The organism is Micromonospora sp. NPDC048930 (genome assembly GCF_043197935.1).
Lineage (GTDB): Bacteria > Actinomycetota > Actinomycetes > Mycobacteriales > Micromonosporaceae > Micromonospora.
On record NZ_JBICUB010000009.1, the window covers coordinates 125,073 to 149,314 of the forward strand.

Below are 24,242 nucleotides of genomic sequence, written 5' to 3' on the forward strand. Positions count from 1 at the left end.
CGGCAGGTCCAGGCCCCGATGCCGGCCGCCGCGGCGCGGCGACCAGTCATCGTCATGACCTGGAGCGCGTTGCGGACGTGCTCAGGGTCACCGTACTGTCGCTGTTCCCGGCAGATAAGGTGCGTCCTAACAATCGTTAAGGCGTACAGGTCGGCACCCCCTCGGAGGCAGGCATGGCTTCGGTGATCGTCAGTGGCGCGCGGACCCCGATGGGGCGCCTGCTCGGCAACCTCAAGGATCTTCCGGCGACCAGGCTCGGTGGCATCGCGATCAAGGCGGCGCTGGAGCGCGCCGGCGTCGCCCCCGACCAGGTGCAGTACGTGATCATGGGGCAGGTGCTCCAGGCCGGCGCGGGCCAGATCCCGGCCCGCCAGGCGGCGGTCGAGGCGGGCATCCCGATGTCCACCCCCGCGCTCACCATCAACAAGGTCTGCCTCTCCGGCCTGGACGCGATCGCCCTGGCCGACCAGCTCATCCGGGCCGGCGAGTTCGACATCGTGGTCGCCGGCGGCATGGAGTCCATGACCAACGCCCCGCACCTGCTGCTCGGCCAGCGCTCCGGCTACAAGTACGGCGACGTCACGATCAAGGACCACATGGCCCTGGACGGCCTCACCGACGCCTGGGACTGCTGCTCCATGGGCGAGTCGACCGAGCGGCACGGGGCGAAGCACGGCATCACCCGCGAGGAGCAGGACGCCTTTTCCGCCGCCAGCCACCAGCGCGCCGCCGCCGCCCAGAAGAACGGGCACTTCGCCGACGAGATCACCCCGGTGATCATTCCCCAGCGCAAGGGCGACCCGCTGGTGATCAGCGAGGACGAGGGCATCCGCCCGGACACCACCGCCGAGTCGCTGGGCAAGCTCCGGCCGGCCTTCACCAAGGACGGCACCATCACCGCCGGCAGCTCCTCGCCGATCTCGGACGGCGCCGCCGCGGTGGTCGTGATGAGCAAGGCCAAGGCCAAGGAGCTGGGGCTGACCTGGCTGGCCGAGATCGGCGCGCACGGCAACGTGGCCGGCCCGGACAACTCCCTGCACTCGCAGCCGTCCAACGCCATCAACCACGCGCTGAAGAAGGCCGGCCTGGCCGTCTCCGACCTCGACCTCATCGAGATCAACGAGGCGTTCGCCGCGGTCGGCATCCAGTCCACCCGCGACCTGGGCGTCAGCCCGGACAAGGTCAACGTCAACGGCGGCGCCATCGCGCTCGGCCACCCGATCGGCATGTCCGGCGCCCGGCTGGTGCTCACCCTGGCGCTGGAGCTCAAGCGGCGCGGCGGCGGCACCGGCGCGGCCGCGCTCTGCGGCGGCGGCGGTCAGGGCGACGCCCTGATCATCCACGTTCCGAACGGTGGCGAGTGACAGCAGTGAGTGAGCCCGTCGAGAACGTCCCGGCCGCGGCCACCGGATCGGTGCGCCGCAGCCGGGACGTACCGATGCTGGTGGAGCGGGCCCGCGCGGGTGACCCCCGCGCGGTGGCCCGCCTGATCACCCTGGTCGAGTCCGGCGACGAGGTGCTGCCGCAGGTGGCGGCGGCCCTCGCGCCGTACGCCGGGCACGCCCAGGTGGTCGGGCTGACCGGCTCGCCGGGCGTGGGCAAGTCGACCACCACCAACGAGCTGGTCCGGGCGCTGCGGGCGCGCGGCCACCGGGTGGGCGTGCTGGCCATCGACCCGTCCAGCCCGTTCACCGGCGGGGCGATCCTCGGCGACCGGGTCCGGATGCAGGACCACGCCACCGACCCCGGCGTCTACATCCGCTCGATGTCCAGCCGGGGTCACCTCGGCGGGCTCTCCGCGGCGACCCCGCAGGCGGTCCGGGTGCTGGAGGGCGCCGGCTGCGACGTGGTGCTGGTGGAGACCGTCGGCGTCGGGCAGGCCGAGGTCGAGGTGGCGTCCCTCGCGGACACCACGCTGGTGCTGCTCGCCCCGGGCATGGGCGACGCGATCCAGGCGGTCAAGGCCGGCATCCTGGAGATCGCCGACGTCTTCGTGGTCAACAAGGCCGACCGGGACGGCGCCGACGCCACCGTCCGCGACATCCAGGGCATGATCGCGCTGGGCGAGCGCGGGCCGGGGGAGTGGCGGCCGCAGGTGGTGCGGTCGATCGCCGCGCGCGGCGAGGGGATCGACGACATCGCCGCCGCGATCGACAAGCACCGCGGTTGGCTGGAGCGCCACGGTGAGCTGCGCCGCCGCCGGGAGGCGCGGGCCGCCGCCGAGATCGAGGCGATCGCGCTGGGCACCCTCCGGGACCGGATCGGCTCGCTGCGCGACGGTACGCAGCTCCCGACGCTCGCCGCCAAGGTGGCCGAGGGCGCGGTCGACCCGTACGCGGCCGCCGCCGAGCTGCTGGCGCAGTTGGGCGCCTGACCCGTCCACTCCGGACCGCCTCCGACTAGTACGCTCGCACCGCCTCACCGACCGCGTGGGGCCGGACGAACCTGGTGGGGAGAGCGCATGGCTGACGAGGCGACCCAGGAGCTGTCGGTGCTGCCGGACGCGGTGGCGGGCGGCGCGACGCACGTCTCCGACGAGGTGGTGGAGAAGATCGCGGTGGCCGCCGCGAAGTCCGTGCCCGGGGTGGCCGACCTCGGGGGCGACGTGGCGCGCTTCTTCAACGCGGTGCTGGACAAGGTCGGGCTGGACCAGGTGGGCGATGCCCGGCGTGGCTGCTCGGCGCACGTCACCAACGGCGCGGCGGTGGTCAACCTGGTCATCGTGATCGACGGCGGCCGGCCGGTGCCCGAGGTGACCGACGCGGTCCGCTCGGCGGTGACCGCCGCGGTCGAGGCGTACGGGCTGCGGGTCGACGAGATCAACATCCGGGTCGACGACGTGGCCCTGGGCGGCCCGGCGGTGCCGTCGACCTGAGGCTGCCCGCGCCCTGCTGGTCCGCCGAGGGGGCGACGGTCAGCGCCGGGTCCTCAGGTCAGCGCGGCCCGTACCAGCGGCGGCACCTGGAGCAGGTCCAGGCTGTTCCGCCACAGCGTCTCGAGCTGGGCCGGGTCGTTGAGCAGCTTCGCGAGCAGCGCGCGTCCCTCGATCTGGGCGACCAGGGACCGCGCGGCCTCGTGAGCGTCCACCGACGGGCCGGCCTGGCCCTGCTCCTTCGCCTCGATGACCACCCGCTCGATGAGGTCGATCTGGGCGTCGAAGATCTCCTGGAGCCGCCGGCGGATCTCCTCGGCCTGGGTGCTGAGCTCCAGCGCGAGGTTGCCGAAGAGGCAACCGACGACTAGGCCCGCCTTCTGCTGCCCGGCGCGCTGCACCTCCTCGGTGGCCTCGAACAGGTCCCGTAGGCGCCGCAGCGGGTCGCGGTCACTGCCGAGCAACTCGACCCACTGCCGCCGCTGGCCCGCCCAGTGTTCGTCGATGACGGTGAGCGCGAGCGCCTGCTTGGACTCGAAGAAGTAGTAGAAGCTGCCCTTCGGCACGCCGGCCGTCGCGCAGATCTCCGCCACGCCCAGCGCGGAATATCCGCGCTGTTCGAGCAGCGTGGCGGCGGCAGCGAGGATCTTGTTCCGCGCGTCACTGGTCCGTCCCATGGCTTTGACGATACACGACCGGTCGGCTAGCTTTTTGTCGACCAGTCGTCTACTGGTCCCCAGGCCCGGGCCGACGAGAGCTCCGGCCAGTCAGGAAGAGGAACGTCATGAGCAGTCAGGGACAGAAGGTCGCCGTGATCACCGGCGCCTCTCAGGGCATCGGGGCCGGCCTCGTCGACGCGTACCGCAAACTCGGATACGGCGTCGTGGCGACCTCACGCTCGATCGGTGCCGCCGATGACCCGGAGATCGTCACCGTTCGGGGCGACATCGCCGACGCCGACACCGCGCAGCGCGTGATCGACGCGGCCGTCGACCGCTTCGGCCGCATCGACACCCTGGTCAACAACGCCGGCGTCTTCATCGCCAAGCCCTTCACCGAGTACACCGACGAGGAGTACGACCTGGCCGTCGGGGTGAACCTCGCCGGCTTCTTCCACCTCACCCGGCGCGCCCTGCCGCACCTGCTCGCCACCGGCGCGGGCCACATCGTCACCATCACGACCAGCCTCGTGGACCAGCCCAACTCCAACGTCCCGTCCGCGCTCGCGTCGTTGACCAAGGGTGGCCTCAGCTCCGCGACCAAGGCCCTGGCCATCGAGTACGCGAGCCGGGGCGTCCGGGTCAACGCCGTGGCACCCGGCGTGATCAAGACCCCGATGCACCCGGTCGAGACCCACGAGACGCTCGCCGGCCTGCACCCGGTCGGCCGGATGGGCGAGACCAGCGACATCGTCGACGCCGTCGTCTACCTGGAGTCGGCACCCTTCGTCACCGGCGAGATCCTGCACGTCGACGGCGGCCAGAACGCCGGTCACTGACCACCACCACCGCAAGAGGGGATCACCACCCATGCCGATCGTCACCATCCAGATCACCCGGGAGGGCAGCACCCCCGGTGCGTCCGCGGCGACCACCGAGGAGAAGGCGGCCCTGATCAAAGGGGTGAGCCAGTTGCTGCTCGACGTGCTGAACAAGCCGTTGGACTCGACCTTCGTAGTGATCGACGAGGTCGACACCGAGAACTGGGGACGGGGCGGCCTCCCGGTCGAGCAGTACCGGCGACAGCAGCGCTCCCGCTCACCGGAGTGACCGCGCGGGTGCGTACCGGCCGGCCAGGTTACCGGCCGGTACGCACATCCTTAGCGATCGTTCAGGCAAGCGTTCTACACTCGGTCTTCAGTCGAGGACTCGAGGAGGAGCTCCGCGCATGGACGCCGACGAGATCGCCGCCGGTCGGGCCCGCTGGCAGGCCCGCTACGACGCCGCCCGCAAGCGGGACGCGGACTTCACCACGCTCTCCGGCATGACCGTGGACCCGGTGTACGGCCCGCCGGAGGGCGTGGCCTACCCGGGCTTCGACCGGATCGGCTGGCCGGGCGAGTTCCCGTACACCCGGGGGCTCTACCCGACCGGCTACCGCGGGCGGACCTGGACCATCCGGCAGTTCGCCGGCTTCGGCAACGCCCAGCAGACCAACGAGCGCTACAAGATGATCCTCGGTGCCGGTGGCGGCGGACTCTCCGTCGCCTTCGACATGCCGACCCTGATGGGGCGCGACTCGGACGACCCGCAGTCGCTCGGCGAGGTGGGCCACTGCGGCGTGGCCATCGACTCGGCCGCCGACATGGAGGTGCTCTTCGACGGCATCGACCTGGCCGGCGTGACCACCTCGATGACCATCTCCGGCCCGGCCGTGCCGGTCTTCTGCATGTACCTGGTCGCCGCCGAGCGGCAGGGCGCCGACCTGTCCACCCTGGACGGCACGCTCCAGACGGACATCTTCAAGGAGTACATCGCGCAGAAGGAGTGGCTCTTCGACCCGGAGCCGCACCTGCGCCTGATCGGCGACCTGATGGAGTACTGCGCCCGGGAGATCCCGAAGTACAAGCCGCTCTCGGTCTCCGGCTACCACATCCGCGAGGCCGGCGCGACGGCCGCGCAGGAGCTGGCGTACACCCTCGCCGACGGGTTCGGCTACGTCGAGCTGGGGCTCTCCCGCGGCTTGGACGTCAACGTCTTCGCCCCGGGCCTGAGCTTCTTCTTCGACTCCCACGTGGACTTCTTCGAGGAGATCGCCAAGTTCCGGGCCGCCCGCCGGATCTGGGCCCGCTGGCTGCGCGACGTGTACGGCGCCACCAGCGAGAAGGCCCTCTGGCTGAAGTTCCACACCCAGACCGCCGGGGTGTCGCTGACCGCCCAGCAGCCGGTCAACAACGTGGTCCGGACCGCCGTGGAGGCCCTTGCGGCGGTGCTCGGCGGCACCAACTCGCTGCACACCAACGCCCTCGACGAGACCCTGGCCCTGCCCACCGACGAGTCGGCCGAGATCGCCCTGCGTACCCAGCAGGTGCTGATGGAGGAGACCGGGGTGACCAACGTGGCCGACCCGCTCGGCGGCGCCTGGTACGTCGAGGCGCTGACCGACCGGATCGAGGCCGAGGCGGAGGAGATCTTCGCCCGGATCCGGCAGCTCGGCGGCGACGGCCCGCACCAGATCGGGCCGATGACCTCGGGCATCCTGCGCGGCATCGAGGACGGCTGGTTCACCGGCCACATCGCCGAGTCCGCCTTCGCCTACCAGCAGGCGCTGGAGAAGGGCGAGAAGAAGATCGTCGGGGTCAACTGCCACACCGGCACGGTCGCCAAGGACCTGGAGATCCTGCGCATCTCGCACGAGGTCGAGCTGGAGCAGCGCCGGGTGCTCGCCGAGCGCAAGGCCGGCCGCGACGACGCCAAGGTCAAGGCCGCCGTGCAGCACATGGTCGAGGTCGCCCGCACCGGCGAGAACATGATCCCGGCGATGCTGGACGCCGTCCGCGCCGAGGCCACCCTCGGCGAGATCTGCGACGCCCTCAAGGCCGAGTGGGGCATCTACCGCGAGCCCGCCCGCTTCTGAGCCGTCAGGAAGGGCCCTTTCTTGTCGCCAGGCGTCAAGAAAGGGCCCTTCCCTGCACCCCGACCAGGCGTGAGAGTTGCAACTGTCGCCGTCGCGGTTGATCTGAGTTCCGGACGACACGTGCGAGACTAGATAACCATGAGCGACCCACGGATCACCTCGTCGATCTTCACCCGCGGCGCGGTCGACCTCAGCGCGCTGCGCGGCACCCCCGAACCCTCCCGTCCCGCCACCCCGGCCCAGGCCGGCCCGCCCGCCGGTGTGCCCGGCGGCCCCGCGGCGGGCGGTGGCGTGGCCGTGATCGACGTGACCGAGGCGACCTTCCAGTCCGAGGTGCTGGAGCGGTCGCTGACCACGCCGGTGGTGGTGGACTTCTGGGCCGAGTGGTGCGAGCCCTGCAAGCAGCTGTCGCCGGTGCTGGAGCGGCTGGCGGCCGAGGGCAACGGCGCCTGGGTGCTCGCCCGGATCGACGTGGACGCCAACCCGCGGCTCGCCCAGATGTTCCGGGTCCAGGGCATCCCGATGGTCTACGCGGTGGTCGGCGGGCAGCCGATCGACGCCTTCTCCGGGGTGGTGCCCGAGGCCCAGCTCCGGCAGTGGATCCAGGCGGTCCTGAAGGCCGGTGGCGTGACCGTCGCCGAGCCGGAGGACCCGCGGCTCACCGAGGCCGACGACGCGCTGATGTCCGGCGACCTGGACGCCGCCGAGGCGGCGTACAAGAAGATCCTGGCCGAGAGCCCGGCGGACGCCGCGGCCGAGGCCGGCCTGGCCCAGGTCGGGGTCGCCCGCCGGGTCACCGGCGCCGACCCGCGGGCCGCGCTCGCCGCCGCCGAGCAGGCCCCCGACGACGTCGAGGCCCAGCTCCTCGCCGCCGACATCGAGGTGCTCAGCGGCCTGGCCGAGCAGGCGTACGCCCGGCTGGTCGGCCTGGTCCGGCGGACCGCCGGTGAGGATCGGGAGAAGGTACGCCAGCACCTCGTCTCGCTGTTCACCATCGCCGGCCCGGACGACCCCGCCGTGGCGTCGGCCCGGCGCGCCCTGGCCAGCGCCCTGTTCTGAGTTCGTAGCACGCCAGCGCGGGCCGGCGTACCGGCCGGCCCGCCCGACCATCGAGGACGGGAGCCCATGACGCGCCGGATCGCCGTCCTCGACGCGCCGACCAACCTCGGCCTGCGCCCACCCACGTCCACCTCGGTCCCCGGCTGTGCCAAGGCCCCCGGCGCGCTGCGCGACCACGGCCTGCTCGCCCGGCTGCGGGCCCGGGACGCCGGCTGCCTCACCCCGCCCCGGTACGACCCCGGCGACTGGCGCCCCGGCGACGGCGTCTGCCACGCCCGGGAGATCTCGGCGTACTCGGTGGCGCTGGCCGACCGGATCGGCGCGATCATCGACCGGGGCGAGTTCCCGCTGGTGCTCGGCGGGGACTGCTCGGTGCTGCTCGGCTCGGCGCTGGCCATGCACCGGCTCGGCGAGGCCGTCGGCGGCCGGATCGGGCTGGTCTTCGTCGACGGTCACTCCGACTTCCGCCACCCCGGCAACGCCTCGTACGTGGGCGCGGCGGCGGGGGAGGACCTCGCCCTGGTCACCGGCCGGGGACAGGCCGACCTGGCCGCGATCGAGGGGCGGCGTCCCTACTTCCGGGACATCGACGTGGTGGTGCTCGGCATCCGGGCGCAGGACGAGTACCGGCTCGACCTCCAGGCCGCCGGGATCACCACCCGGCCGGTGCCGGCCCTGCGGGCCGAGGGAGCGGCCCGGACCGCCCAGTGGGCGCACGAGCAGCTGGCGGACTGCGCCGGCTACTGGGTGCACATCGACGTGGACGTGCTCGACCCGGCGGTGATGCCCGCCGTGGACGCCCCCGACCCGGGCGGGATCGCCTTCGCCGAGCTGGAGATCCTGCTCTCCGGCCTGGTCGACACCCCGCACTGCCTGGGCGTCGAGCTGACCGTCTTCGACCCCGACTACGACCCCGACGGCTCGTACGCCGCCGAGATCGTCAACACGGTGGTGGCCGGGCTCGCCCCGGTCTCCGCGCCGAGCGCGGTGCCGCCGCGACTGCTGCCGTCCGGCCCGGTCGCCCCGGCACCCCGGCCGGGCACCGGGCGTCCCGTCCTGCCCGCGCCGGCGGCCGTCCCGGCCCCCGCGGTGGCCGTCGAGCCCATCGGTCCGGACCCGACCCCGGCCGACCCCGCTTCCGCCGACCCTGGCCCGGCCGAGCCGGACGGTGCCGGCCAGGACCCGGAAATCCCTGACCCGACCGGTCCCGGGCTGCTGCGGCGACCGGCCGACGACGCGGGGCCGGGGTTGTTGCGGCGGGTGGCGAGCGTGGACCAGGCCGACGAGCCGGAGGAGTCCGGGCCGTCGGCGGCGGGATCGGGACTGCTGCGACAGATCACCGGGCGGGACGAGGTCGCGGAGCAGATCGTTCCGCCCCCGTTGGCCGGTCCGGGCCTGCTGCGTCGGGCGCCGGTCGCCGAGGACGAGGCCTCCGCGCCCGCCGATGACCCCGGCCCGCACCGCTCCGGCGCCGACATCGCCTGACCGCTCGTCGCCCCGGCCGCCCTGGGGCACGATCATGCCGATGAGCGGCCGCGGCAGGCCGGTGCGTGGGGTGCCGGGGAGGCTCAGGCGAGGGCGCGGAGGAAGCGCTCGCTGATCGGGACCGCGCTGGCGGTGCTCGCGCCGCCCTGCTCCACGAAGACCGCGAACGCCACGTCGCCCTGCCAGCCGACGAACCAGGCGTGGGTGTGCGCCGGGTTGTTGTCGTATTCGGCGGTGCCCGTCTTGCCGTACACCGGCTCGCCGGGCACGTCCTTCAGGGCGCTGGCCGTGCCGCTGGTGACCACCCCGCGCATCATCGCCTTCAGCGCGGCCACGGACTCGGCCTTCAGCGCGGGACCGGCCGGCGCGGGTTTCGCCGGTGCCGGGTCGAGGAGCAGCTTGGGCTGCTCCCAGTGGCCCCGGGCCACGGCGGCGGTGGCACCGGCCATGGCCAGCGGGCTGACCACGGTGGTGCCCTGCCCGATCGCGGCGGCGGCCTGCTCGGTCGCGGAGCCGTTGGCGGAGACCTTGCCGGTGAAGACGTCCGCGCCGAGGTCCCAGCTGGCCTCCAGGCCGAGCGTACGGCCGGCGACGGCGAGCCCGTCCGCGCCGAGCTTCGGCGCCAGGGAGGCGAAGGCGGTGTTGCAGGACTTCGCGAAGTCGGTGCTGAACGGGACCGACCCCAGCGCGAAGTTGTCCGAGTTCTTGAACGGGCGGCCGTCCACCACGAAAGTCTTCGGGCAGGCCACCGTCGCCTCCGGGGTCACCGCGCCCTTGTCCAGCAGGGCGAGCGCGCTGACCATCTTGAACGTCGAGCCGGGCGGCACCTGGGCGCCGAAGGCGAGGTTCTCGCCGGCCGCGCCGGGACCGTTCGCGGCGGCCAGCACCGCGCCGTCGCTGATCCGTACGGCGACCAGGGCGGAGCGGCGGGTCTCCCCGCGCAGTGCCGCGTCGGCGGCGTTCTGGGTGGCCACGTCGAGGGTGGTCTTCAGCGGCTGGCCGGGCTTCGGCTCGGCACGGAAGACCTCCACCCCGCTCGGGGCGGTGGTCCCCTCCGGCGCGGGGTGTTCGGTGACCACGGTCAGCCCGGGGACCCCGCGCAGCCGGTCGTCGTACCGGCCCTGCAGGCCGCCGTGGCCGACCAGATCACCCCGGACGTACTTGTCGGGGTGGGCCTGGAGGTCGTCGGCCTGGGCCGGGTCGACGGAGCCGAGCAGCGCCCGGGCGAACTCCCGGGTCGGGGCCAGGGCGAGCTTGTCGCTCTGGAACTTCGTGCCGGGCAGGTCGTAGATCCGCGGCTTGATCTGTCGGTACGCCTCGTCGCGCAGCGTCACCACCTCGACGAACGCGCCCGGGTCGGCCTCGGCGACGCGCTTGGGCAGGTCGGCGAGGTCGACCGGCGGGGTGAGCGCGGGCCGGATCGCCCGGAACGCGGCGTCGAGCTGCCGGACCAGCGCCTGCACGTCGGTGACCTCGCCGGGCTGCACGCCCACCCGGACCACCGGCCGGGGCGCGACGATCGGGGCACCCGCGCCGTCGAGGATGCCGGCCCGGGGCGCGGGGTCGCGGCGCAGCGCGAGCCGGTCGCCCTTCTCCAGCTTCTCCTGGACGATGGTCGGCTCCCAGATCACCTGCCACTGGTCGTCGCCGCCACGCTTGAGGCGTACCGGGCTCTCGTAGGCCCAGCGGACCTGGCCCGGCAGCGTCCAGGTGACCTGGACCCGCGCGGTGGCCGTGTCGGCGGTGATCTTCGCGTCGCCGGCCCGCTTCAGCTCCGGCGGGGTGTCGGCCAGCTCGCCGGAGAGCGACCTGATCTCCTTCGTCACCTCGGCGGCCGGGATCTTGGCGCCGGTGGCGTCGACGAAGCCGACCGCCTGGAGCTCACCCGAGCGCCAGCCCTTCAGGAAGGCGTCGACGGTGGTCTCCGGCCCGCCCTCGCCCGAGCAGCCGGCCAGCGCTCCCGCGGCGAGCACGGCGGCGGCCAGCGCCACGAGGACCGGCCGGCGGGGGGAGAGATGGCGGCGGACGGGGTACGAGACGGGCATGAAGCATTCCCTCCGGTGCGTAACTGCCCTGCACGCTAGTACGGCGGGCCGGTCTCCACCGCCCCGCCACCGCCCTTGAGCGGGTAAAGAGTGGCCTGCGCCCGTGTGATGAACATCGCCAGTCCGGGTACTCCGCGACCGGCCGACCACGTACCCGCAACGGGTGAAAGGACAAAGTCCCGATCCGTACGTCCGGCCAGTGGTCCGCCGACGAACGGTCAGAGCGGCAGGGCCTAGGCTGGGCGGCAGAGTGACCCACAACGCGGTGGGTCGAGGGGAGTGGCACCGATGGACCGGCGTCCGGCGATCAAACCGGGACCCGACCTCCGGCAGGTTGACACCAGTCGGGACGATGACAGCTTCGATTCGGCGACCGACGGGGACGGTTACAGCCGACTTGACACAGGAACAACCGGGATGACCGGTTCCAGCATCGACACCCTCTACGACCTGGGCCTGCCGACGCAGACGCTGGGCGACGAGACGGAGGACGCCGAGCTGGACGAGCCGGTGCCCAACGCGGAGCGCCTGGTCGCCCAGGCGGTCGCGCTGGCCGGTGACGACCACGACGCGGCGACCCTGGTCGGCCGTTTCTGGCGGTTCGCGCCCGACGAGGAGCTGATCGGCTTCACCGCCGAGGAGATGCTCGACGCGGCCCGGGCCCATCGGGACCTGGCCCAGCAGCGCGTACCGGGCGAGCTGAAGCTGCGCATCCACGAGCCGGACGTCGACCAGCACCACACGGTGATCGAGATCGTCACCGACGACATGCCGTTCCTGGTCGACTCGGTGACCGCCCTGCTCAACACCCACCACCTCGACGTGCACCTGCTGGTCCACCCGCTGGTGGTGGTCCGTCGGGAGCCGCTGGGCCGGCTCACCGAGGTCTCCGCCGACGTGGAGCCGGACGACGCGATCGCCGGCGACCTGGTCGAGAGCTGGATGCGGATCGAGATCGACCCGGTCCGGGACCCGGCCGAGCGGGAGAAGCTGCGTAGGGAGCTGCAGCGAGTGCTCACCGACGTCCGGGAGGCCGTGGAGGACTGGCCGAAGATGCGGCAGCGGGCCCTCGCGCTCGCCGACGAGCTGGCCTCCGCGCGTACCTCGGACAACCGGCCGCCGGTGCCGGAGAAGGACATCACCGACTCGGTGGAGCTGCTGCGCTGGCTCGCGCACGACCACTTCACCTTCCTCGGCTACCGGGAGTACCGGCTGGTCGACACCGACGGCGCGGACGGCGGCCAGGCCCTGGAGGCCGTCCTCGGCACCGGCCTGGGCATCCTGCGCTCCGACTCGCCGGAGGCCCGGGCGCTCTCGTCGATGACGCCCGAGGCGCACGAGAAGGTGCTGGAGAAGCGCCTGTTGATCATCACGAAGGCCAACTCGCGGGCCACCGTGCACCGCTCGGCCTACCTCGACTACATCGGCTTCAAGATCTTCAACGACGCCGGCGAGGTGGTCGGGGAGCGGCGTTTCCTGGGCCTGTTCTCCACCGCGGCGTACCGCACCAGCGTGCAGGAGCTGCCGGTGGTCCGCCGCAAGGTCGCCGAGGTGCTGGACCGCTCCGGCCTGAGCCTGCGCAGCCACTCCGGCAAGGACCTGCTCCAGATCCTGGAGACCTACCCGCGGGACGAGCTGTTCCAGATCAAGACCGACGACCTCTACCACGCGGTGATCGGCGTGCTGCGCATGGCCGGCCGCCGGCAGCTGCGGGTCTTCCTGCGCCGGGACGCGTACGGGCGGTTCATCTCCTGCCTGATCTACCTGCCCCGGGACCGGTTCACCACGCAGAACCGGCTGCGCATGCAGGACATCCTGCTGCGCGAGCTGAACGGCGTCGGGGTCGACTACACCACCCGGGTCACCGAGTCGATGCTCGCCCGGGTGCACTTCATCGTCCGGACCGACCCGACCAACCCGCCCGCGGAGATCGACGCCGACCTGCTCGCCGAGGAGCTGGCCGACGCCACCCGGCTGTGGGACGACGACTACCGGCTGGTGCTGGAGCGAAAGCTCGGTGACGAGCAGGCCAAGCACCTGTTCAGCCGGTACGCCGACGCGTTCCCGGAGGGCTACAAGGACGGGCACACGCCGTACGAGGCGATGAAGGACCTGGCCAAGCTGGAGCTGCTGGAGGAGCCAGGCCAGCTCGAGATGCACCTGTTCCGCAAGCAGGTCGCGCGCACCAACGGCGCCGGCCGCGAGATCGACGAGACCATGGACGTGCGGTTCAAGGTCTACCGGTACGGCGAGCCGATGATGCTCTCCGCCGTGCTGCCGGTGCTGCACTCGCTCGGCGTGAAGGTGGTCGACGAGCACCCGTACGAGGTGGAACGGGTCGACGGCCGGATCTGGCTCTACGACTTCGGACTGGAACTGCCCGAGGCGCACCAGGAGCTGGCCGAGGTCCGCCCGCACGTGGAGAACGCCTTCGCCGCCGCCTGGCGGGGCGAGGCCGAGGTGGACGGCTTCAACGAGCTGGTGCTTCGGGCCGGGCTCACCTGGCGGCAGGTGGTCGTCCTGCGGGCGTACGCGAAGTACCTGCGGCAGGCAGGCACCGTCTTCTCGCAGGAGTACATGGAGCAGACGTTCATCGCGTACCCGAGGATCGCCACGCTGCTGGTGGAGCTCTTCGAGACCCGGTTCGCCCCGGGCGCGACCACGATGGACGAGCGGCGGCAGCGCAGCGGTGAGCTGGTCAAGGCGATCGGCGAGGCGCTGGACGAGGTGGCCAGCCTCGACCAGGACCGGATCCTGCGGTCGTACCTGACGTTGATCCAGGCCACCCTGCGGACCAGCTTCTACCAGAAGCTGGTCGGCGGGCGGCCCAAGTCGTACGTCGCGTTCAAGCTGGACCCGCAGGCGATCCCGGAGCTGCCCGCGCCGCGGCCGAGGTTCGAGATCTTCGTCTACTCGCCCCGATTCGAGGGCGTGCACCTGCGGTTCGGGCCGGTGGCCCGGGGCGGCCTGCGCTGGTCGGACCGGCGCGAGGACTTCCGCACCGAGGTGCTCGGCCTGGTCAAGGCGCAGATGGTGAAGAACGCCGTGATCGTGCCGGTGGGCGCCAAGGGCGGCTTCGTGCTCAAGCAGAAGCCGGGCGACCGGGACGAGGCGGTGGCCTGCTACAAGGAGTTCGTCGGCGCGCTGCTGGACGTCACCGACAACATCTCCAGCGGCGAGATCGTGCCGCCGGAGGACGTGGTCCGGCACGACGCGGACGACCCGTACCTGGTGGTGGCGGCGGACAAGGGCACCGCCACGTTCTCCGACATCGCCAACGAGATCTCCGCCGCGCACAACTTCTGGCTGGGCGACGCGTTCGCCTCCGGCGGTTCGGCCGGCTACGACCACAAGAAGATGGGCATCACCGCCCGGGGCGCCTGGGAGTCGGTGAAGCGGCACTTCCGGGAGCTGGGGCACGACACTCAGACCCAGGACTTCACCGTGGTCGGCGTCGGCGACATGTCCGGCGACGTGTTCGGCAACGGGATGCTGCTGTCGCAGCACATCCGGCTGGTGGCCGCCTTCGACCACCGGCACATCTTCCTCGACCCGGACCCGGACGCGGCCACCTCGTTCCAGGAGCGGAAGCGGCTGTTCGACCTGCCCCGGTCGTCCTGGGAGGACTACAACCAGGAGTTGATCTCGGCCGGCGGTGGCGTGTACCCGCGTACCGCCAAGTCGGTGCCGGTCTCGCCGCAGGTGCGGGCGGTGCTCGGCCTCGACGACGACGTCACGCAGCTCAGCCCGCAGGAGCTGATGAAGGCCATCCTGACCGCGCCGGTGGACCTGTTCTGGAACGGCGGCATCGGCACCTACGTGAAGGCGTCGACGCAGACCAACGCCGAGGTCGGGGACAAGTCCAACGACGCCATCCGGGTGGACGGCAAGAGCCTGCGCTGCCGGGTGGTCGGCGAGGGCGGCAACCTGGGCTTCACCCAGCACGGCCGGATCGAGTACGCCTCGGCCGGCGGCCGCATCTACACCGACTTCATCGACAACGCGGCCGGAGTGGACTGCTCCGACCACGAGGTGAACATCAAGATCCTGCTCAACACGGCGGTCGCCGACGGCGAGCTGGACCGGCCGGAGCGGGACGAGCTGCTGGCCCAGATGACCGACGAGGTCGCCGAGCTGGTGCTGCGGGACAACTACGACCAGGCCCGGGCGCTCAACAACGCCCAGGCCCAGGCCGCCTCGCTGCTGCCGGTGCACCGCCGCATGATCAGCGAACTGGAGCGGAGCGGCCAGCTCGACCGTGCCCTGGAGGCGCTGCCGCCGGACGACGAGCTGGCGGTCCGCACCGAGAACGGGCTGACCGCGCCGGAGTTCGCGGTGCTGCTGGCGTACGTGAAGATCGTGCTGGAGCGCGAGATCGTCGGCGAGGGGCTGGCGGACGAGGAGTGGACGACCGACGTCCTGGTCAACTACTTCCCGACGCCGCTGCGGGAGCGGTTCGCCCACCGGATGGGGCAGCACCGGCTGCGCCGGGACATCGTCACCACCGTGCTGGTGAACGAGGCGATCAACCGGGGCGGCATCACGTTCGTCTTCCGGGTCGTGGAGGAGACGGCCGCCTCGGCGGCGGACGTGCTGCGGGCGTACGTGGTGGTCCGCGAGGTGTTCGGGCTGTCGGCCATCTGGGACGCGGTCGAGGCGCTGGACAACAAGGTCTCGCCCGAGTTGCAGACCAGCGTCTACCTGGACATCCGCCGCCTGCTCGACCGCGCGGTGCGCTGGCTGGTCACCAACCGGCGCTCGCCGATCGACGTGCCGGCGGAGATCGCCCGGCTGCGGGACGGCGTGGCCCGGCTCCTGCCGGACCTGGAGCACCTCTTCTACGGCACCGAGCGCGAGGCGATCGCCGCCCACATCGACTCGCTGACCGGCAAGGGGCTGCCCCGCGAGCTGGCCGAGCAGGCGACCCGGCTGATGTACAGCTTCGGCCTGCTCGACGTGGTGGAGACCGCCCAGTCGACGGGCCGGGACGTGAGCGAGGTGGCCTCGGTCTACTTCGTCCTCTCCGACCGGTTCCGGGTGGACGCCCTGCTGTCGAAGATCTCCCTGCTGCCACGGGAGGACCGCTGGCAGACTCTGGCCCGGATGGCGCTGCGCTACGACCTGTACGCTGCGTTGGCCGCGCTCACCGCGGAGGTCCTCGGCTCCACCCCGGACAGCCTTCCGCCGGTCGAGCGGGTGCAGGAGTGGGAGCAGGCGAACGCCACCTCGATCCACCGGGCGCACCGGGCGATGGGGGAGTTCGACGAGTCCCGAGCGGACCTCTCCGCCCTGTCGGTGCTGCTGCGGCAGATCCGTACCCTGGTGCGGACCTCGGCGGCGGCCTGACCCGTACGGACACCGGCGCGGCCCGGTGGTCGGGTGACCGACCACCGGGCCGCGCCCGTTCGTCGTCCTTCACGCCGTCATGCTGGCCAGGACGATGATGTTGTTGAGATAGCTGTGGGCGTTCTGGTCGAAGTCCCCGCCGCAGGTGACCACCCGCAGGCCCGGCTTGTCGCTGGGGCCGTAGACCAACTCGGTGGGGAAGGCCGTCTTCGGGTACGACTTCACCTCGTCGACGGCGAAGGTCGCGGTCGACCCGTCCTGCCGGCTGACGCTGATGGTGTCGCCCGGCTGGAGCGCGCCGAGGTTGAAGAAGACCGCCGGACCGAGCGCGGCCGAATCGACGTGGCCGACGATGACCGCGTTGCCGACCTCGCCCGGGCTGGCCCCCAGCGAGTACCAGCCCGCCTTCATGGCCTCGCTCAGCGGGGGCACCTGGATGCTGCCGTCGGGCTGCAGTCCGAGAGACATGATCTCCGCGTGCACCCCGATCCGGGGGATCGAGATGGTCGTCGGGATCGACCGGGGCAGCGCGGTGGGTGCCGGGTCCGGGGCTGCCGTGTCCCCGTCGGCGGACGCCTGATCGGCGGTGGGTGGGGTGGAGGAAGTCGAACTGGAGATCCCGGCCTGGGCGACGGGCTGGGGCGGTCGGGGCGGTGGCGTGGTCCGCAAGGACGCCCCGATCATGCCCGAGCCCAGCATGGCGAGGAGGACGACGAGGACCGTGCCGGCGGCACGCCACGGTTTCCCGTGACGGCCGCCGGCCGGTGTCGCCGTCTCGTCAGACCAGGTCATCGGCCCGACGCCGACGCAGCAGGAAGATGCCGCCCAGGGCGGCGGCGCCGATCACGCCCGCCCCGCCGGTGGCCAGGCCGCGGTCGAGGCTGGTGGTGGTCATGCCGCCGTCACCGCCGTCGACGTGACCACGCGGCACGCAGTCCTTCCGGTCGTGGTCCTTGTCGTCCCGGTCCTTCCAGTCGTCCTTGCCGTGGTCGTCCTTGCCGTCCTTGCCGTGGTCGTCGCGGCTGCTCCAGTCGCCGTGGTCGGACTTGTCGTCCTTGCCGTGGTCGTCGCGGCCGCTCCAGTCGCCGTGCTCGGACTTCTCGTCCTTCTTGTCCTCGTCCTTCTTGTTCTTGTCGTCCTTCTGGCCGTAGTCGGACTCCGCGTCCTGGCCGTACTCGTCGTGGCCCTGCCAGTCGCTGCCGTACCCCGACTTGTCGTCCTTCTTGTCGGAGTCCTTCGGGTCCTTCCAGTCGCCCTGGTCCGGCTGGTCGGCGGCGACCATGCCACCGCCCGCGCCGCCCGGACCCGGCGGCCGGCCGCCGCCGTACTGCTGCTGGTAGTCGCCGTGGTCGGACTTGTCGTCCTTGCCGTCCTTGCCGTGGTCGTCCTTGCCGTGGTCGTCCTTGCCCTTGTCGTCGCGGCCGTGCTGGTCCTTGCCGTCGGGGCCGTGGTCCGCGTCCTTGCCCTCGTGGTCCTTGCGGTCCGAGTCCTTGTAGTCCCAGTCCTTGTAGTCCGAGTCCTTCTGGTCCCAGTCCTTGCGGTCCCAGTCCTTGTGGTCCCAGTCCCCGTGGTCCCCAGGGCAGACGTCAAGAAGACTGACCTGCGGCTTGGCTACGACGTTGCCCGCGTACGCGCCGTCCACGGCCGCGTTTGCCGTTCCGGGTGAGAACAGCAGCAGGGACGCCCCGCCGAGAGCAGCGCCCGCGACGAGCCTCCTGAACATCTTCGTTCCCATGACCAGCGTCACTCCCATCCCTGTTTGTCCTGAGCTCGACGTCGGTCGAGCTACGCCCGACGTTAGACCTTTTCACGCCTTATCCGAGGAAAGATTCGCGTATTGGAGTTTGCTGACGGTTGGCGGCTTAGGGGTGCTACGTGGCTTTTACTGCGCGTGCCGCCTCGCCTCTCACCGGCTGTGCCGCACCGGGCTCTTGCGGGCGAACCTGGGCTGGCCTGGGCGAGCCGTGCCCCAAGCGGCGGACCGGCGCGCGCTGTCGGTTCGGCGCCGCCCTATCCGTTTCGCCCGTCGCCAGGCTGTTTCGGGGCCGAGCCGCATCGAGTCGTTGCGATGGAAGCGCTCCCATGCAAGAATCGCTGCACGCGGTTCGGGGAGCCACACCGCGAACTCAGGCGTCGAGGGCAGCCGGGTCGACCGGACGGCGTCCGAGAGTCGGCCGGCGGTCGCCGGTCGCCGTTCACCACCACCACGCCCGTCCGGGTCGGGCACCCCCGAAGACACCCGTGGCGCCGACGGCCGTCCCCGAGGACGTCCCGCGGGCCATCTCGCCGGGCCGTACGCGGATCCGGTCTCGCCCAAGGAGATCAGTGGCATGAATCTGTGGAGAAGGCTGTCCGGCCGGAGCCGGACGCTCGCGCTGACCGGCGCCGGCGTCCTGGTCGCCGGCGGGCTGGTGACCCTCCCGGTCACCGCGGCGCAGGCCGCGACCCAGTGCAGCGTGGACTACGTCACCAGCGACTGGCAGGGTGGTTTCACCGCCACCGTGACCATCAGGAACCTCGGTGACCCGCTCAGCTCCTGGAACCTCGGCTTCACCTTCCCGAACAGCTCGCAGAAGGTCGTCTCCGGCTGGTCCGCGAAGTGGTCGCAGAGCGGCCAGAACGTCACCGCGGCCAACGAGTCCTGGAACGGCACGCTCGCCAGCGGCGCCAGCACCACCATCGGCTTCAACGGCGCGTGGAGCGGCAGCAACCCGAAGCCGACCTCGTTCACCCTGAACGGCACGGTCTGCAACGGCGGCACGACGCCCACCACGCCGCCGCCCAGCACCACGCCGCCGCCGACCACCCCGCCGCCGACGACGCCCCCGCCCACCACGCCGCCGCCGACCACCCCGCCGCCCGGGCAGCGCGTGGACAACCCGTACGCCGGGGTCAGGGGGTATGTGAACCCGGAGTGGAAGGCCAAGGCCGAGTCGGTGGCCGGTGGCAACCGGGTGTCCAACAACCCGACCGCGGTCTGGCTGGACCGGATCGCCGCCATCAACGGCACCCCGAACAGCAGCTCCAACGGCTCGATGGGGGTGCGGGACCACCTGGACGCCGCGCTCGCCCAGGGGGCCGGCTACATCCAGTTCGTCATCTACAACCTGCCCGGCCGGGACTGCGCCGCGCTGGCCTCGAACGGTGAGCTGGGTCCGGACGAGCTGCCCCGCTACAAGTCCGAGTACATCGACCCGATCGCCGCGATCCAGGCCGACCCGAAGTACGCCAGCCTGCGGATCATCAACATCATCGAGATCGACTCGCTGCCCAACCTGGTGACCAACACCTCCGGCAACGCGGGCGGCACCGCGATGTGCGACACGGTCAAGGCCAACGGCGCGTACGTGAACGGGGTCGGCTACGCCCTGGCGAAGCTCGGCGCGATCGGCAACGTCTACAACTACATCGACGCGGCGCACCACGGCTGGATCGGCTGGGACAGCAACTTCGGCCCGACCGCGGACATGCTGAAGACCGCGGCGACCGCCTCCGGCAGCACCGTGCGAAACGTCACCGGGTTCATCGTCAACACGGCGAACTACTCGGCCCTGAAGGAGCCGTACATCAAGATCACCGACACGGTGAACGGCACCAGCGTGCGGCAGTCCAAGTGGATCGACTGGAACCAGTACGTCGACGAGCTCTCGTTCGCCCAGGCGTTCCGCAACAAGCTGGTCTCGATCGGCTTCGAGAGCAACATCGGCATGCTGATCGACACCTCCCGCAACGGCTGGGGCGGCACCGCCCGGCCCACCGGCCCGGGCGCGACGACCAGCGTCGACACCTACGTCAACGGTGGCCGCATCGACCGCCGGATCCACGCCGGCAACTGGTGCAACCAGGCGGGGGCCGGTCTCGGCGAGCGGCCCCGGGCGAACCCGGAGCCGGGCATCGACGCGTACGTCTGGGTGAAGCCCCCGGGCGAGTCGGACGGCTCCAGCACCGAGATCCCGAACGACGAGGGCAAGGGCTTCGACCGGATGTGCGACCCGACCTACACCGGCAACGCCCGCAACGGCAACAATCTGACCGGCGCCCTGCCGAACGCGCCGATCTCCGGCGCCTGGTTCCCGGCCCAGTTCCAGGAGCTCATGCAGAACGCCTACCCGCCGCTCTCCTGATCCGGCGGCCGGCCCACCCGCGGCGGCGGGAGTGAGGCACCGCCGCGCGGGTTCCCCGGGCCCCTGGTCGACGCCCACGTCGACCAGGGGCCCCCGGCCGTCCGGCGTACCGCGTCAGGGGACCGTCTTCTCGATCGCCGCTCGGCCCAGCTCGGCCAGGTCGCGGCGGGCCCGTTCCAGGTTCTCCGGGGTGAGGTCCTGGCCGCGGGCCATCACCAGGTCCTCCGGCTCCCACGGCTGCTCGGCGCCGGTGCGGATGTTGTCCCCGCCGGCCCCGGTGCCGGTGCCGGTCGCCCCGGTGCCGGCCGCGTACGGGTCACCCAGGATGTCCGGGATGCCGGTGTCGGGCACCGCGCCGTCGGGCTCGGTGAAGACCGGATTGTCCGGGTCGGTGCCGCCGCTGCGCAGCTGCGGCACCGTGCTGTCGTCGTCCACCGCCGCGGCCACCTCGGGGGTCTCCTCCAGCGGTCGCTGGCGGTTACGGTCACGATCCGTCATGCTGCTGCCCTCCTGTCCCGTTCCGTGATCCACCTGGGGTACCCCGTGCGAGCCGGGGCATGCCGCGGCCGGTCGGATCAGCGCTCGTCGCCCTGCTGCGGCTCGGGCGGTCGGTTGGGTCGGACCCACTGCCAGCCCAGCATCGCCAGCCCGAAGACGAGCATGACCAGGCCGGCCCAGAGGTTGATCCGGACGCCCTGCGCCTTGTCGATCTCCGCCGCCGAGTCGAAGAGCCCGATCAGGCCGACGATCAACCCGTACGCGACGAACAGCCCGCCGATGACCCGGCGGATGTCGAAGAGCCGGGCCGCCGCGGAGCGGGCCTCCTCGGCCTCGGTCTCCTCGACCAGCGGGTCGTGCGCCTCGCGCCGGTGGTGGCGGCCGGGGTTGTCTGCCATGGCGTGCGTCCCTTTCTCAGAAGACCGGGAGGTAGAAGAGGGCGGCGAGGATCACGGCGACCACGCCGAGCAGCACCGGCGAGCGGTACCAGGCGGCGTCCCCGGCCAGCGAGTCGTCGGCCAGCGTGGTGTCGGCCATGCCGTAGACCAGCCCCTCCAACTCGTGGTCGCGTTTCGGGCGGGTCAGCGGGGTGACGATCAGGGCGACCACCGCCACCGTGACGAAGGCGATGCCGGCGCCCCAGAAGCTCTCCTCCAGGTCGGAGTGGAAGTGGAACCACCCGAAGAACTTGTAGCCCAGATAGGTGAAGAGGGCGGCCAGGGTGCCCAGCAGCAGCGACCAGAAGCCGGCCAGCGCGGACATCCGCTTCCAGAACATGCCGATGATGAAGGTGGCGAAGAGCGGGGCGTTGAACAGCGAGAACAGCGCCTGGATGTAGTTCATGATGTTGCTGAAGCCGGCCGCGATGAAGGCGGTGCCGATGCCGACCAGCACGCCGACGACGGTGGCGATCCGGCCGACCTTCACGTAGTACTCGTCCGACCGGTCCCGCCTGAGGTACGCCTGCCAGATGTCGTACGTGAACACGGTGTTGAAACCGCTGACGTTGGCCGCCATGCCGGCCATGAACGAGGCCAGCAGGCCGGTCACCGCGATGCCGAGCACCCCGTTCGGGAGCAGGTCGCGCATGAGCAGCGGGATGGCGTTGTTGTAGACCAGGTCACCCTTCTCGGCGCCCAGCCCCTGCACGGTCACCAGCGCGACCAGGCCGGGGATCACGGTGACCAGCGGGATCAGCAGCTTCGGGTACGCCGCGATGATCGGCGTACGCCGGGCGGCGCTCATGTTGCGCGCGGACAGGGCGCGCTGCACCTCGGCGAAGTTGGTGGTCCAGTAGCCGAAGGAGAGCACGAAGCCGAGGCCGAAGACGATGCCCAGCCAGTGCGCGCCGAGCGGGTTGTCCGTGCTGCCGGTGCCCTGCCAGGCGTGCAGGCCCGCCTCGCCGAGCCTGGAGCCCCTGACCGCGTCCATCAGGCCGGCCACGCCGCCGACCTTGACCAGGCCGAGCACGGTGATCGGGATCAGCCCGGCGAGGATCACGAAGAACTGGAGCACCTCGTTGTAGATCGCCCCGGAGAGGCCGCCGACGGTGATGTACGCCAGCACGATGAACGCGCCGACCACGATCGCCAGCCAGAGCGGCCAGCCGAGCAGGGCCTGCATCACCAGCGCCAGCGCGTACAGGTTCACCCCGGCGATGAGCACCTGGGCGAGCGCGAAGCTGATCGCGTTCAGCAGGTGGGTCGGGCGGTTGAAGCGCAGCCGCAGGTACTCGGGGACGCTGCGGACCTTGGAGCCGTAGTAGAAGGGCATCATCACGATGCCGAGGAAGACCATCGCCGGCACGGCGCCGATCCAGTAGTAGTGGACCGTCATCGCGCCGTACTGGGCGCCGTTGGCGGCCATGCCGATGATCTCCAGCGCGCCCAGGTTGGCCGAGACGAACGCCAGGCCGGTCACCCACGCGGGCAGGGACCGGCCGGAGAGGAAGAAGTCGACGCTGGTGCGGATCGCCCGGCGGGCGGCGAAGCCGACCCCCAGCACCGTGACGAAGTAGAGCGCCAGGATCACGTAGTCCAGGGCGTTCATGTTCAACCGTAGGCCGTCACCCATGCCGTAGCTCCCCTCCGTGGCGCGGTGCCGCGCCCGCAGGTACCCCCAATTGCGAAATTTCATGCCTGTTGTGCGATCCGCCCCACATGCCGGAGTCCCGGCCGGTGGACCGGCCGGGGCTCCGTGGTGGGGCGGGGCTCAGCGGCCCAGGACCCGGTCCAGGAAGTCGCGGTAGCCGCGTACCGCCACCCGCAGCTGCTCGGTGTCGGCCGAGCCGGACTCCTGCCAGCCGCCCAGCTTGCGCTTCTGCTCCCGCAGCGCGGCGGAGAGCGCCTCCATCGCCTCGTCGACCAGCGACTGCGCCTCGCCGACCGCGGCCTTCGGGTCGTCCACGAACCGCAGCTGCACCTCCCGCCAGCGGTCCCGGAAGCCCTGCGCGGCCTCCGGCGCGAACAGCGTCGCGGCGTCGGCGGGCACCCCGCCGGGGGTGGGCCGGGCGGCCCCGGCCAGCGCCGCGTCCCGCGCACCGGCCGCGCCTGCGGCGCCGAGCACGCCGGCGCCGGCCGCGGCGGTGCTGGTGTCCGGGTCGACCATCTTCGGCTCCGCGCTGCCGTACCCGGCCGCGGCCGCCTCCGGCGCGTCGTCGCGCGCCGAGCCGGAGTGCTCGGCCTCCCAGCGGTCCGGGTCGTGCAGCCGGTCGCCGGCCGTCGGGTCGGCCCGCTCGTCGTCGAACGCGTCGGTCCGCCCGGGGGCGCCGTCGCCGGGCACGGCGGTGTCCTCGCCGCGCGCATCGCGCTCGTCCTCGGGACGGCCGCTGGCCATCGCGGAGGCGGCCACCGCGTCGCCCACCGTGGTCGCCCCGAACACCGTCGGCAGCGGCGCCGGATCGTGGTACGGCGGCCGGCGGTCCCCGTCGGCGTCCGCGGCCTCCGCGTCCCGGGTGTCCCGGGCGTCGTACGCCCGGGTCTCGTCCGACCGCGTGTCCGTTTCGTCCGCGGTGTCGGCGTGGCGCTCGTCGGCGCGCTCGCCGGCCACCGTCGGGTCGTCGAAGGTGCCCCGGTCGTCCAGCGCGTCCTCGGGCACGTCGGCCCGGGCAGCCCGGTCGCGCCGGTGGCCGTCCTCGTCGCCGGGGTCACCGGGCGGGCGGACCGGCACCGGCTCGGACCGGACGGCCTCCGGGTGGTCCTGGCTGATCTGCTGCTCTTCCTGGCGCATGGCGGCGGC

The 24,242-nt window shown here is 71.9% G+C and carries 18 protein-coding genes; 10 read left to right on the forward strand and 8 right to left on the reverse strand.

Translation table 11 applies throughout. The features are described 5' to 3' along the window. Window positions 1-173 precede the first annotated feature (173 nt). The 3 genes from ACGFI9_RS23645 to ACGFI9_RS23655 all read left to right on the forward strand — a co-directional run bounded on the left by ACGFI9_RS23645 (window position 174) and on the right by ACGFI9_RS23655 (window position 2,875). Window positions 174-1,364 (forward strand): acetyl-CoA C-acetyltransferase, encoded by a 1,191-nt coding sequence (locus ACGFI9_RS23645; RefSeq protein WP_393180988.1) that lies wholly within the window; start codon window positions 174-176, stop codon window positions 1,362-1,364. A gap of 74 nt (window positions 1,365-1,438) precedes the next feature. Continuing rightward, a complete protein-coding gene (meaB, locus tag ACGFI9_RS23650) occupies window positions 1,439-2,374 on the forward strand; it encodes a methylmalonyl Co-A mutase-associated GTPase MeaB (protein ID WP_393181256.1) in 936 nt (311 codons plus the stop codon). Between the two features lie 87 nt (window positions 2,375-2,461). Beyond that, entirely contained in the window at window positions 2,462-2,875 is a 414-nt protein-coding gene (locus ACGFI9_RS23655) for an Asp23/Gls24 family envelope stress response protein (RefSeq protein WP_393180990.1), read from the forward strand. 53 nt (window positions 2,876-2,928) lie between these two features. Here ACGFI9_RS23655 and ACGFI9_RS23660 read toward each other — a convergent pair whose 3' ends face one another. After that, window positions 2,929-3,549 carry a TetR family transcriptional regulator C-terminal domain-containing protein gene (locus ACGFI9_RS23660; protein ID WP_393180992.1) on the reverse strand — a complete coding sequence of 207 codons (621 nt, stop codon included), beginning with the start codon at window positions 3,547-3,549 and terminating at the stop codon, window positions 2,929-2,931. Between the two features lie 107 nt (window positions 3,550-3,656). Here ACGFI9_RS23660 and ACGFI9_RS23665 point away from each other — a divergent pair, with 107 nt between their 5' ends. The 5 genes from ACGFI9_RS23665 to ACGFI9_RS23685 all read left to right on the forward strand — a co-directional run bounded on the left by ACGFI9_RS23665 (window position 3,657) and on the right by ACGFI9_RS23685 (window position 8,992). Further along, window positions 3,657-4,370 carry an SDR family NAD(P)-dependent oxidoreductase gene (locus ACGFI9_RS23665; RefSeq protein ID WP_393180994.1) on the forward strand — a complete coding sequence of 238 codons (714 nt, stop codon included), beginning with the start codon at window positions 3,657-3,659 and terminating at the stop codon, window positions 4,368-4,370. 31 nt (window positions 4,371-4,401) lie between these two features. Next, a complete protein-coding gene (locus ACGFI9_RS23670) occupies window positions 4,402-4,641 on the forward strand; it encodes a 4-oxalocrotonate tautomerase family protein (protein ID WP_393180996.1) in 240 nt (79 codons plus the stop codon). A 118-nt stretch (window positions 4,642-4,759) separates the two neighbouring features. Continuing rightward, on the forward strand, window positions 4,760-6,448 hold the full coding sequence (locus ACGFI9_RS23675; RefSeq protein WP_393180998.1) for a methylmalonyl-CoA mutase: 1,689 nt from the start codon (window positions 4,760-4,762) through the stop codon (window positions 6,446-6,448). 138 nt (window positions 6,449-6,586) lie between these two features. Beyond that, window positions 6,587-7,507 carry a tetratricopeptide repeat protein gene (locus ACGFI9_RS23680; protein WP_393181000.1) on the forward strand — a complete coding sequence of 307 codons (921 nt, stop codon included), beginning with the start codon at window positions 6,587-6,589 and terminating at the stop codon, window positions 7,505-7,507. Window positions 7,508-7,573: 66 nt separating this feature from the next. After that, window positions 7,574-8,992, forward strand: coding sequence for an arginase family protein (locus tag ACGFI9_RS23685; RefSeq protein WP_393181002.1), 1,419 nt, complete (start codon window positions 7,574-7,576; stop codon window positions 8,990-8,992). Between the two features lie 83 nt (window positions 8,993-9,075). Here ACGFI9_RS23685 and ACGFI9_RS23690 read toward each other — a convergent pair whose 3' ends face one another. Beyond that, entirely contained in the window at window positions 9,076-11,037 is a 1,962-nt protein-coding gene (locus ACGFI9_RS23690; protein WP_393181004.1) for a penicillin-binding transpeptidase domain-containing protein, read from the reverse strand. Window positions 11,038-11,325: 288 nt separating this feature from the next. Between ACGFI9_RS23690 and ACGFI9_RS23695 the strand changes: the two genes are divergently transcribed. Beyond that, window positions 11,326-16,383, forward strand: a complete 5,058-nt coding sequence (locus ACGFI9_RS23695) for an NAD-glutamate dehydrogenase (protein WP_393181005.1) — start codon at window positions 11,326-11,328, stop codon at window positions 16,381-16,383. A gap of 69 nt (window positions 16,384-16,452) precedes the next feature. Here the strand turns inward: ACGFI9_RS23695 and ACGFI9_RS23700 are convergent, their stop codons facing one another. Then, a complete protein-coding gene (locus ACGFI9_RS23700; protein ID WP_393181007.1) occupies window positions 16,453-17,175 on the reverse strand; it encodes a class F sortase in 723 nt (240 codons plus the stop codon). Then, window positions 17,162-18,106 (reverse strand): hypothetical protein, encoded by a 945-nt coding sequence (locus tag ACGFI9_RS23705; RefSeq protein ID WP_393181009.1) that lies wholly within the window; start codon window positions 18,104-18,106, stop codon window positions 17,162-17,164. Before ACGFI9_RS23705 ends, ACGFI9_RS23700 begins: the two co-directional genes overlap by 14 nt. A 607-nt stretch (window positions 18,107-18,713) precedes the next feature. Here ACGFI9_RS23705 and ACGFI9_RS23710 point away from each other — a divergent pair. Next, on the forward strand, window positions 18,714-20,507 hold the full coding sequence (locus ACGFI9_RS23710) for a glycoside hydrolase family 6 protein (protein WP_393181011.1): 1,794 nt from the start codon (window positions 18,714-18,716) through the stop codon (window positions 20,505-20,507). 114 nt (window positions 20,508-20,621) lie between these two features. Here ACGFI9_RS23710 and ACGFI9_RS23715 read toward each other — a convergent pair whose 3' ends face one another. The 4 genes from ACGFI9_RS23715 to ACGFI9_RS23730 all read right to left on the reverse strand — a co-directional run bounded on the left by ACGFI9_RS23715 (window position 20,622) and on the right by ACGFI9_RS23730 (window position 24,233). Beyond that, window positions 20,622-21,005, reverse strand: coding sequence for a hypothetical protein (locus tag ACGFI9_RS23715; RefSeq protein ID WP_393181013.1), 384 nt, complete (start codon window positions 21,003-21,005; stop codon window positions 20,622-20,624). Between the two features lie 77 nt (window positions 21,006-21,082). Continuing rightward, window positions 21,083-21,403 carry a hypothetical protein gene (locus tag ACGFI9_RS23720; protein ID WP_393181015.1) on the reverse strand — a complete coding sequence of 107 codons (321 nt, stop codon included), beginning with the start codon at window positions 21,401-21,403 and terminating at the stop codon, window positions 21,083-21,085. 16 nt (window positions 21,404-21,419) lie between these two features. Then, window positions 21,420-23,078 carry a sodium:solute symporter family protein gene (locus tag ACGFI9_RS23725; RefSeq protein WP_393181017.1) on the reverse strand — a complete coding sequence of 553 codons (1,659 nt, stop codon included), beginning with the start codon at window positions 23,076-23,078 and terminating at the stop codon, window positions 21,420-21,422. 138 nt (window positions 23,079-23,216) lie between these two features. Further along, complete coding sequence (locus ACGFI9_RS23730; RefSeq protein ID WP_393181019.1) at window positions 23,217-24,233, reverse strand: hypothetical protein; 1,017 nt, start codon at window positions 24,231-24,233, stop codon at window positions 23,217-23,219. Window positions 24,234-24,242: the final 9 nt, after the last annotated feature.

Excerpts from the sequence above, each read along its gene's own strand:
- ACGFI9_RS23645 (WP_393180988.1), top strand. The coding sequence starts at position 174 with ATGGCTTCGGTGATCGTCAGTGGCGCGCGGACCCCGATGGGGCGCCTG.
- meaB (WP_393181256.1), top strand. The coding sequence starts at position 1,439 with ATGCTGGTGGAGCGGGCCCGCGCGGGTGACCCCCGCGCGGTGGCCCGC.
- ACGFI9_RS23655 (WP_393180990.1), top strand. The coding sequence starts at position 2,462 with ATGGCTGACGAGGCGACCCAGGAGCTGTCGGTGCTGCCGGACGCGGTG.
- ACGFI9_RS23660 (WP_393180992.1), bottom strand. The coding sequence starts at position 3,549 with ATGGGACGGACCAGTGACGCGCGGAACAAGATCCTCGCTGCCGCCGCC.
- ACGFI9_RS23665 (WP_393180994.1), top strand. The coding sequence starts at position 3,657 with ATGAGCAGTCAGGGACAGAAGGTCGCCGTGATCACCGGCGCCTCTCAG.
- ACGFI9_RS23670 (WP_393180996.1), top strand. The coding sequence starts at position 4,402 with ATGCCGATCGTCACCATCCAGATCACCCGGGAGGGCAGCACCCCCGGT.
- ACGFI9_RS23675 (WP_393180998.1), top strand. The coding sequence starts at position 4,760 with ATGGACGCCGACGAGATCGCCGCCGGTCGGGCCCGCTGGCAGGCCCGC.
- ACGFI9_RS23680 (WP_393181000.1), top strand. The coding sequence starts at position 6,587 with ATGAGCGACCCACGGATCACCTCGTCGATCTTCACCCGCGGCGCGGTC.
- ACGFI9_RS23685 (WP_393181002.1), top strand. The coding sequence starts at position 7,574 with ATGACGCGCCGGATCGCCGTCCTCGACGCGCCGACCAACCTCGGCCTG.
- ACGFI9_RS23690 (WP_393181004.1), bottom strand. The coding sequence starts at position 11,037 with ATGCCCGTCTCGTACCCCGTCCGCCGCCATCTCTCCCCCCGCCGGCCG.
- ACGFI9_RS23695 (WP_393181005.1), top strand. The coding sequence starts at position 11,326 with ATGGACCGGCGTCCGGCGATCAAACCGGGACCCGACCTCCGGCAGGTT.
- ACGFI9_RS23700 (WP_393181007.1), bottom strand. The coding sequence starts at position 17,175 with ATGACCTGGTCTGACGAGACGGCGACACCGGCCGGCGGCCGTCACGGG.
- ACGFI9_RS23705 (WP_393181009.1), bottom strand. The coding sequence starts at position 18,106 with ATGTTCAGGAGGCTCGTCGCGGGCGCTGCTCTCGGCGGGGCGTCCCTG.
- ACGFI9_RS23710 (WP_393181011.1), top strand. The coding sequence starts at position 18,714 with ATGAATCTGTGGAGAAGGCTGTCCGGCCGGAGCCGGACGCTCGCGCTG.
- ACGFI9_RS23715 (WP_393181013.1), bottom strand. The coding sequence starts at position 21,005 with ATGACGGATCGTGACCGTAACCGCCAGCGACCGCTGGAGGAGACCCCC.
- ACGFI9_RS23720 (WP_393181015.1), bottom strand. The coding sequence starts at position 21,403 with ATGGCAGACAACCCCGGCCGCCACCACCGGCGCGAGGCGCACGACCCG.
- ACGFI9_RS23725 (WP_393181017.1), bottom strand. The coding sequence starts at position 23,078 with ATGGGTGACGGCCTACGGTTGAACATGAACGCCCTGGACTACGTGATC.
- ACGFI9_RS23730 (WP_393181019.1), bottom strand. The coding sequence starts at position 24,233 with ATGCGCCAGGAAGAGCAGCAGATCAGCCAGGACCACCCGGAGGCCGTC.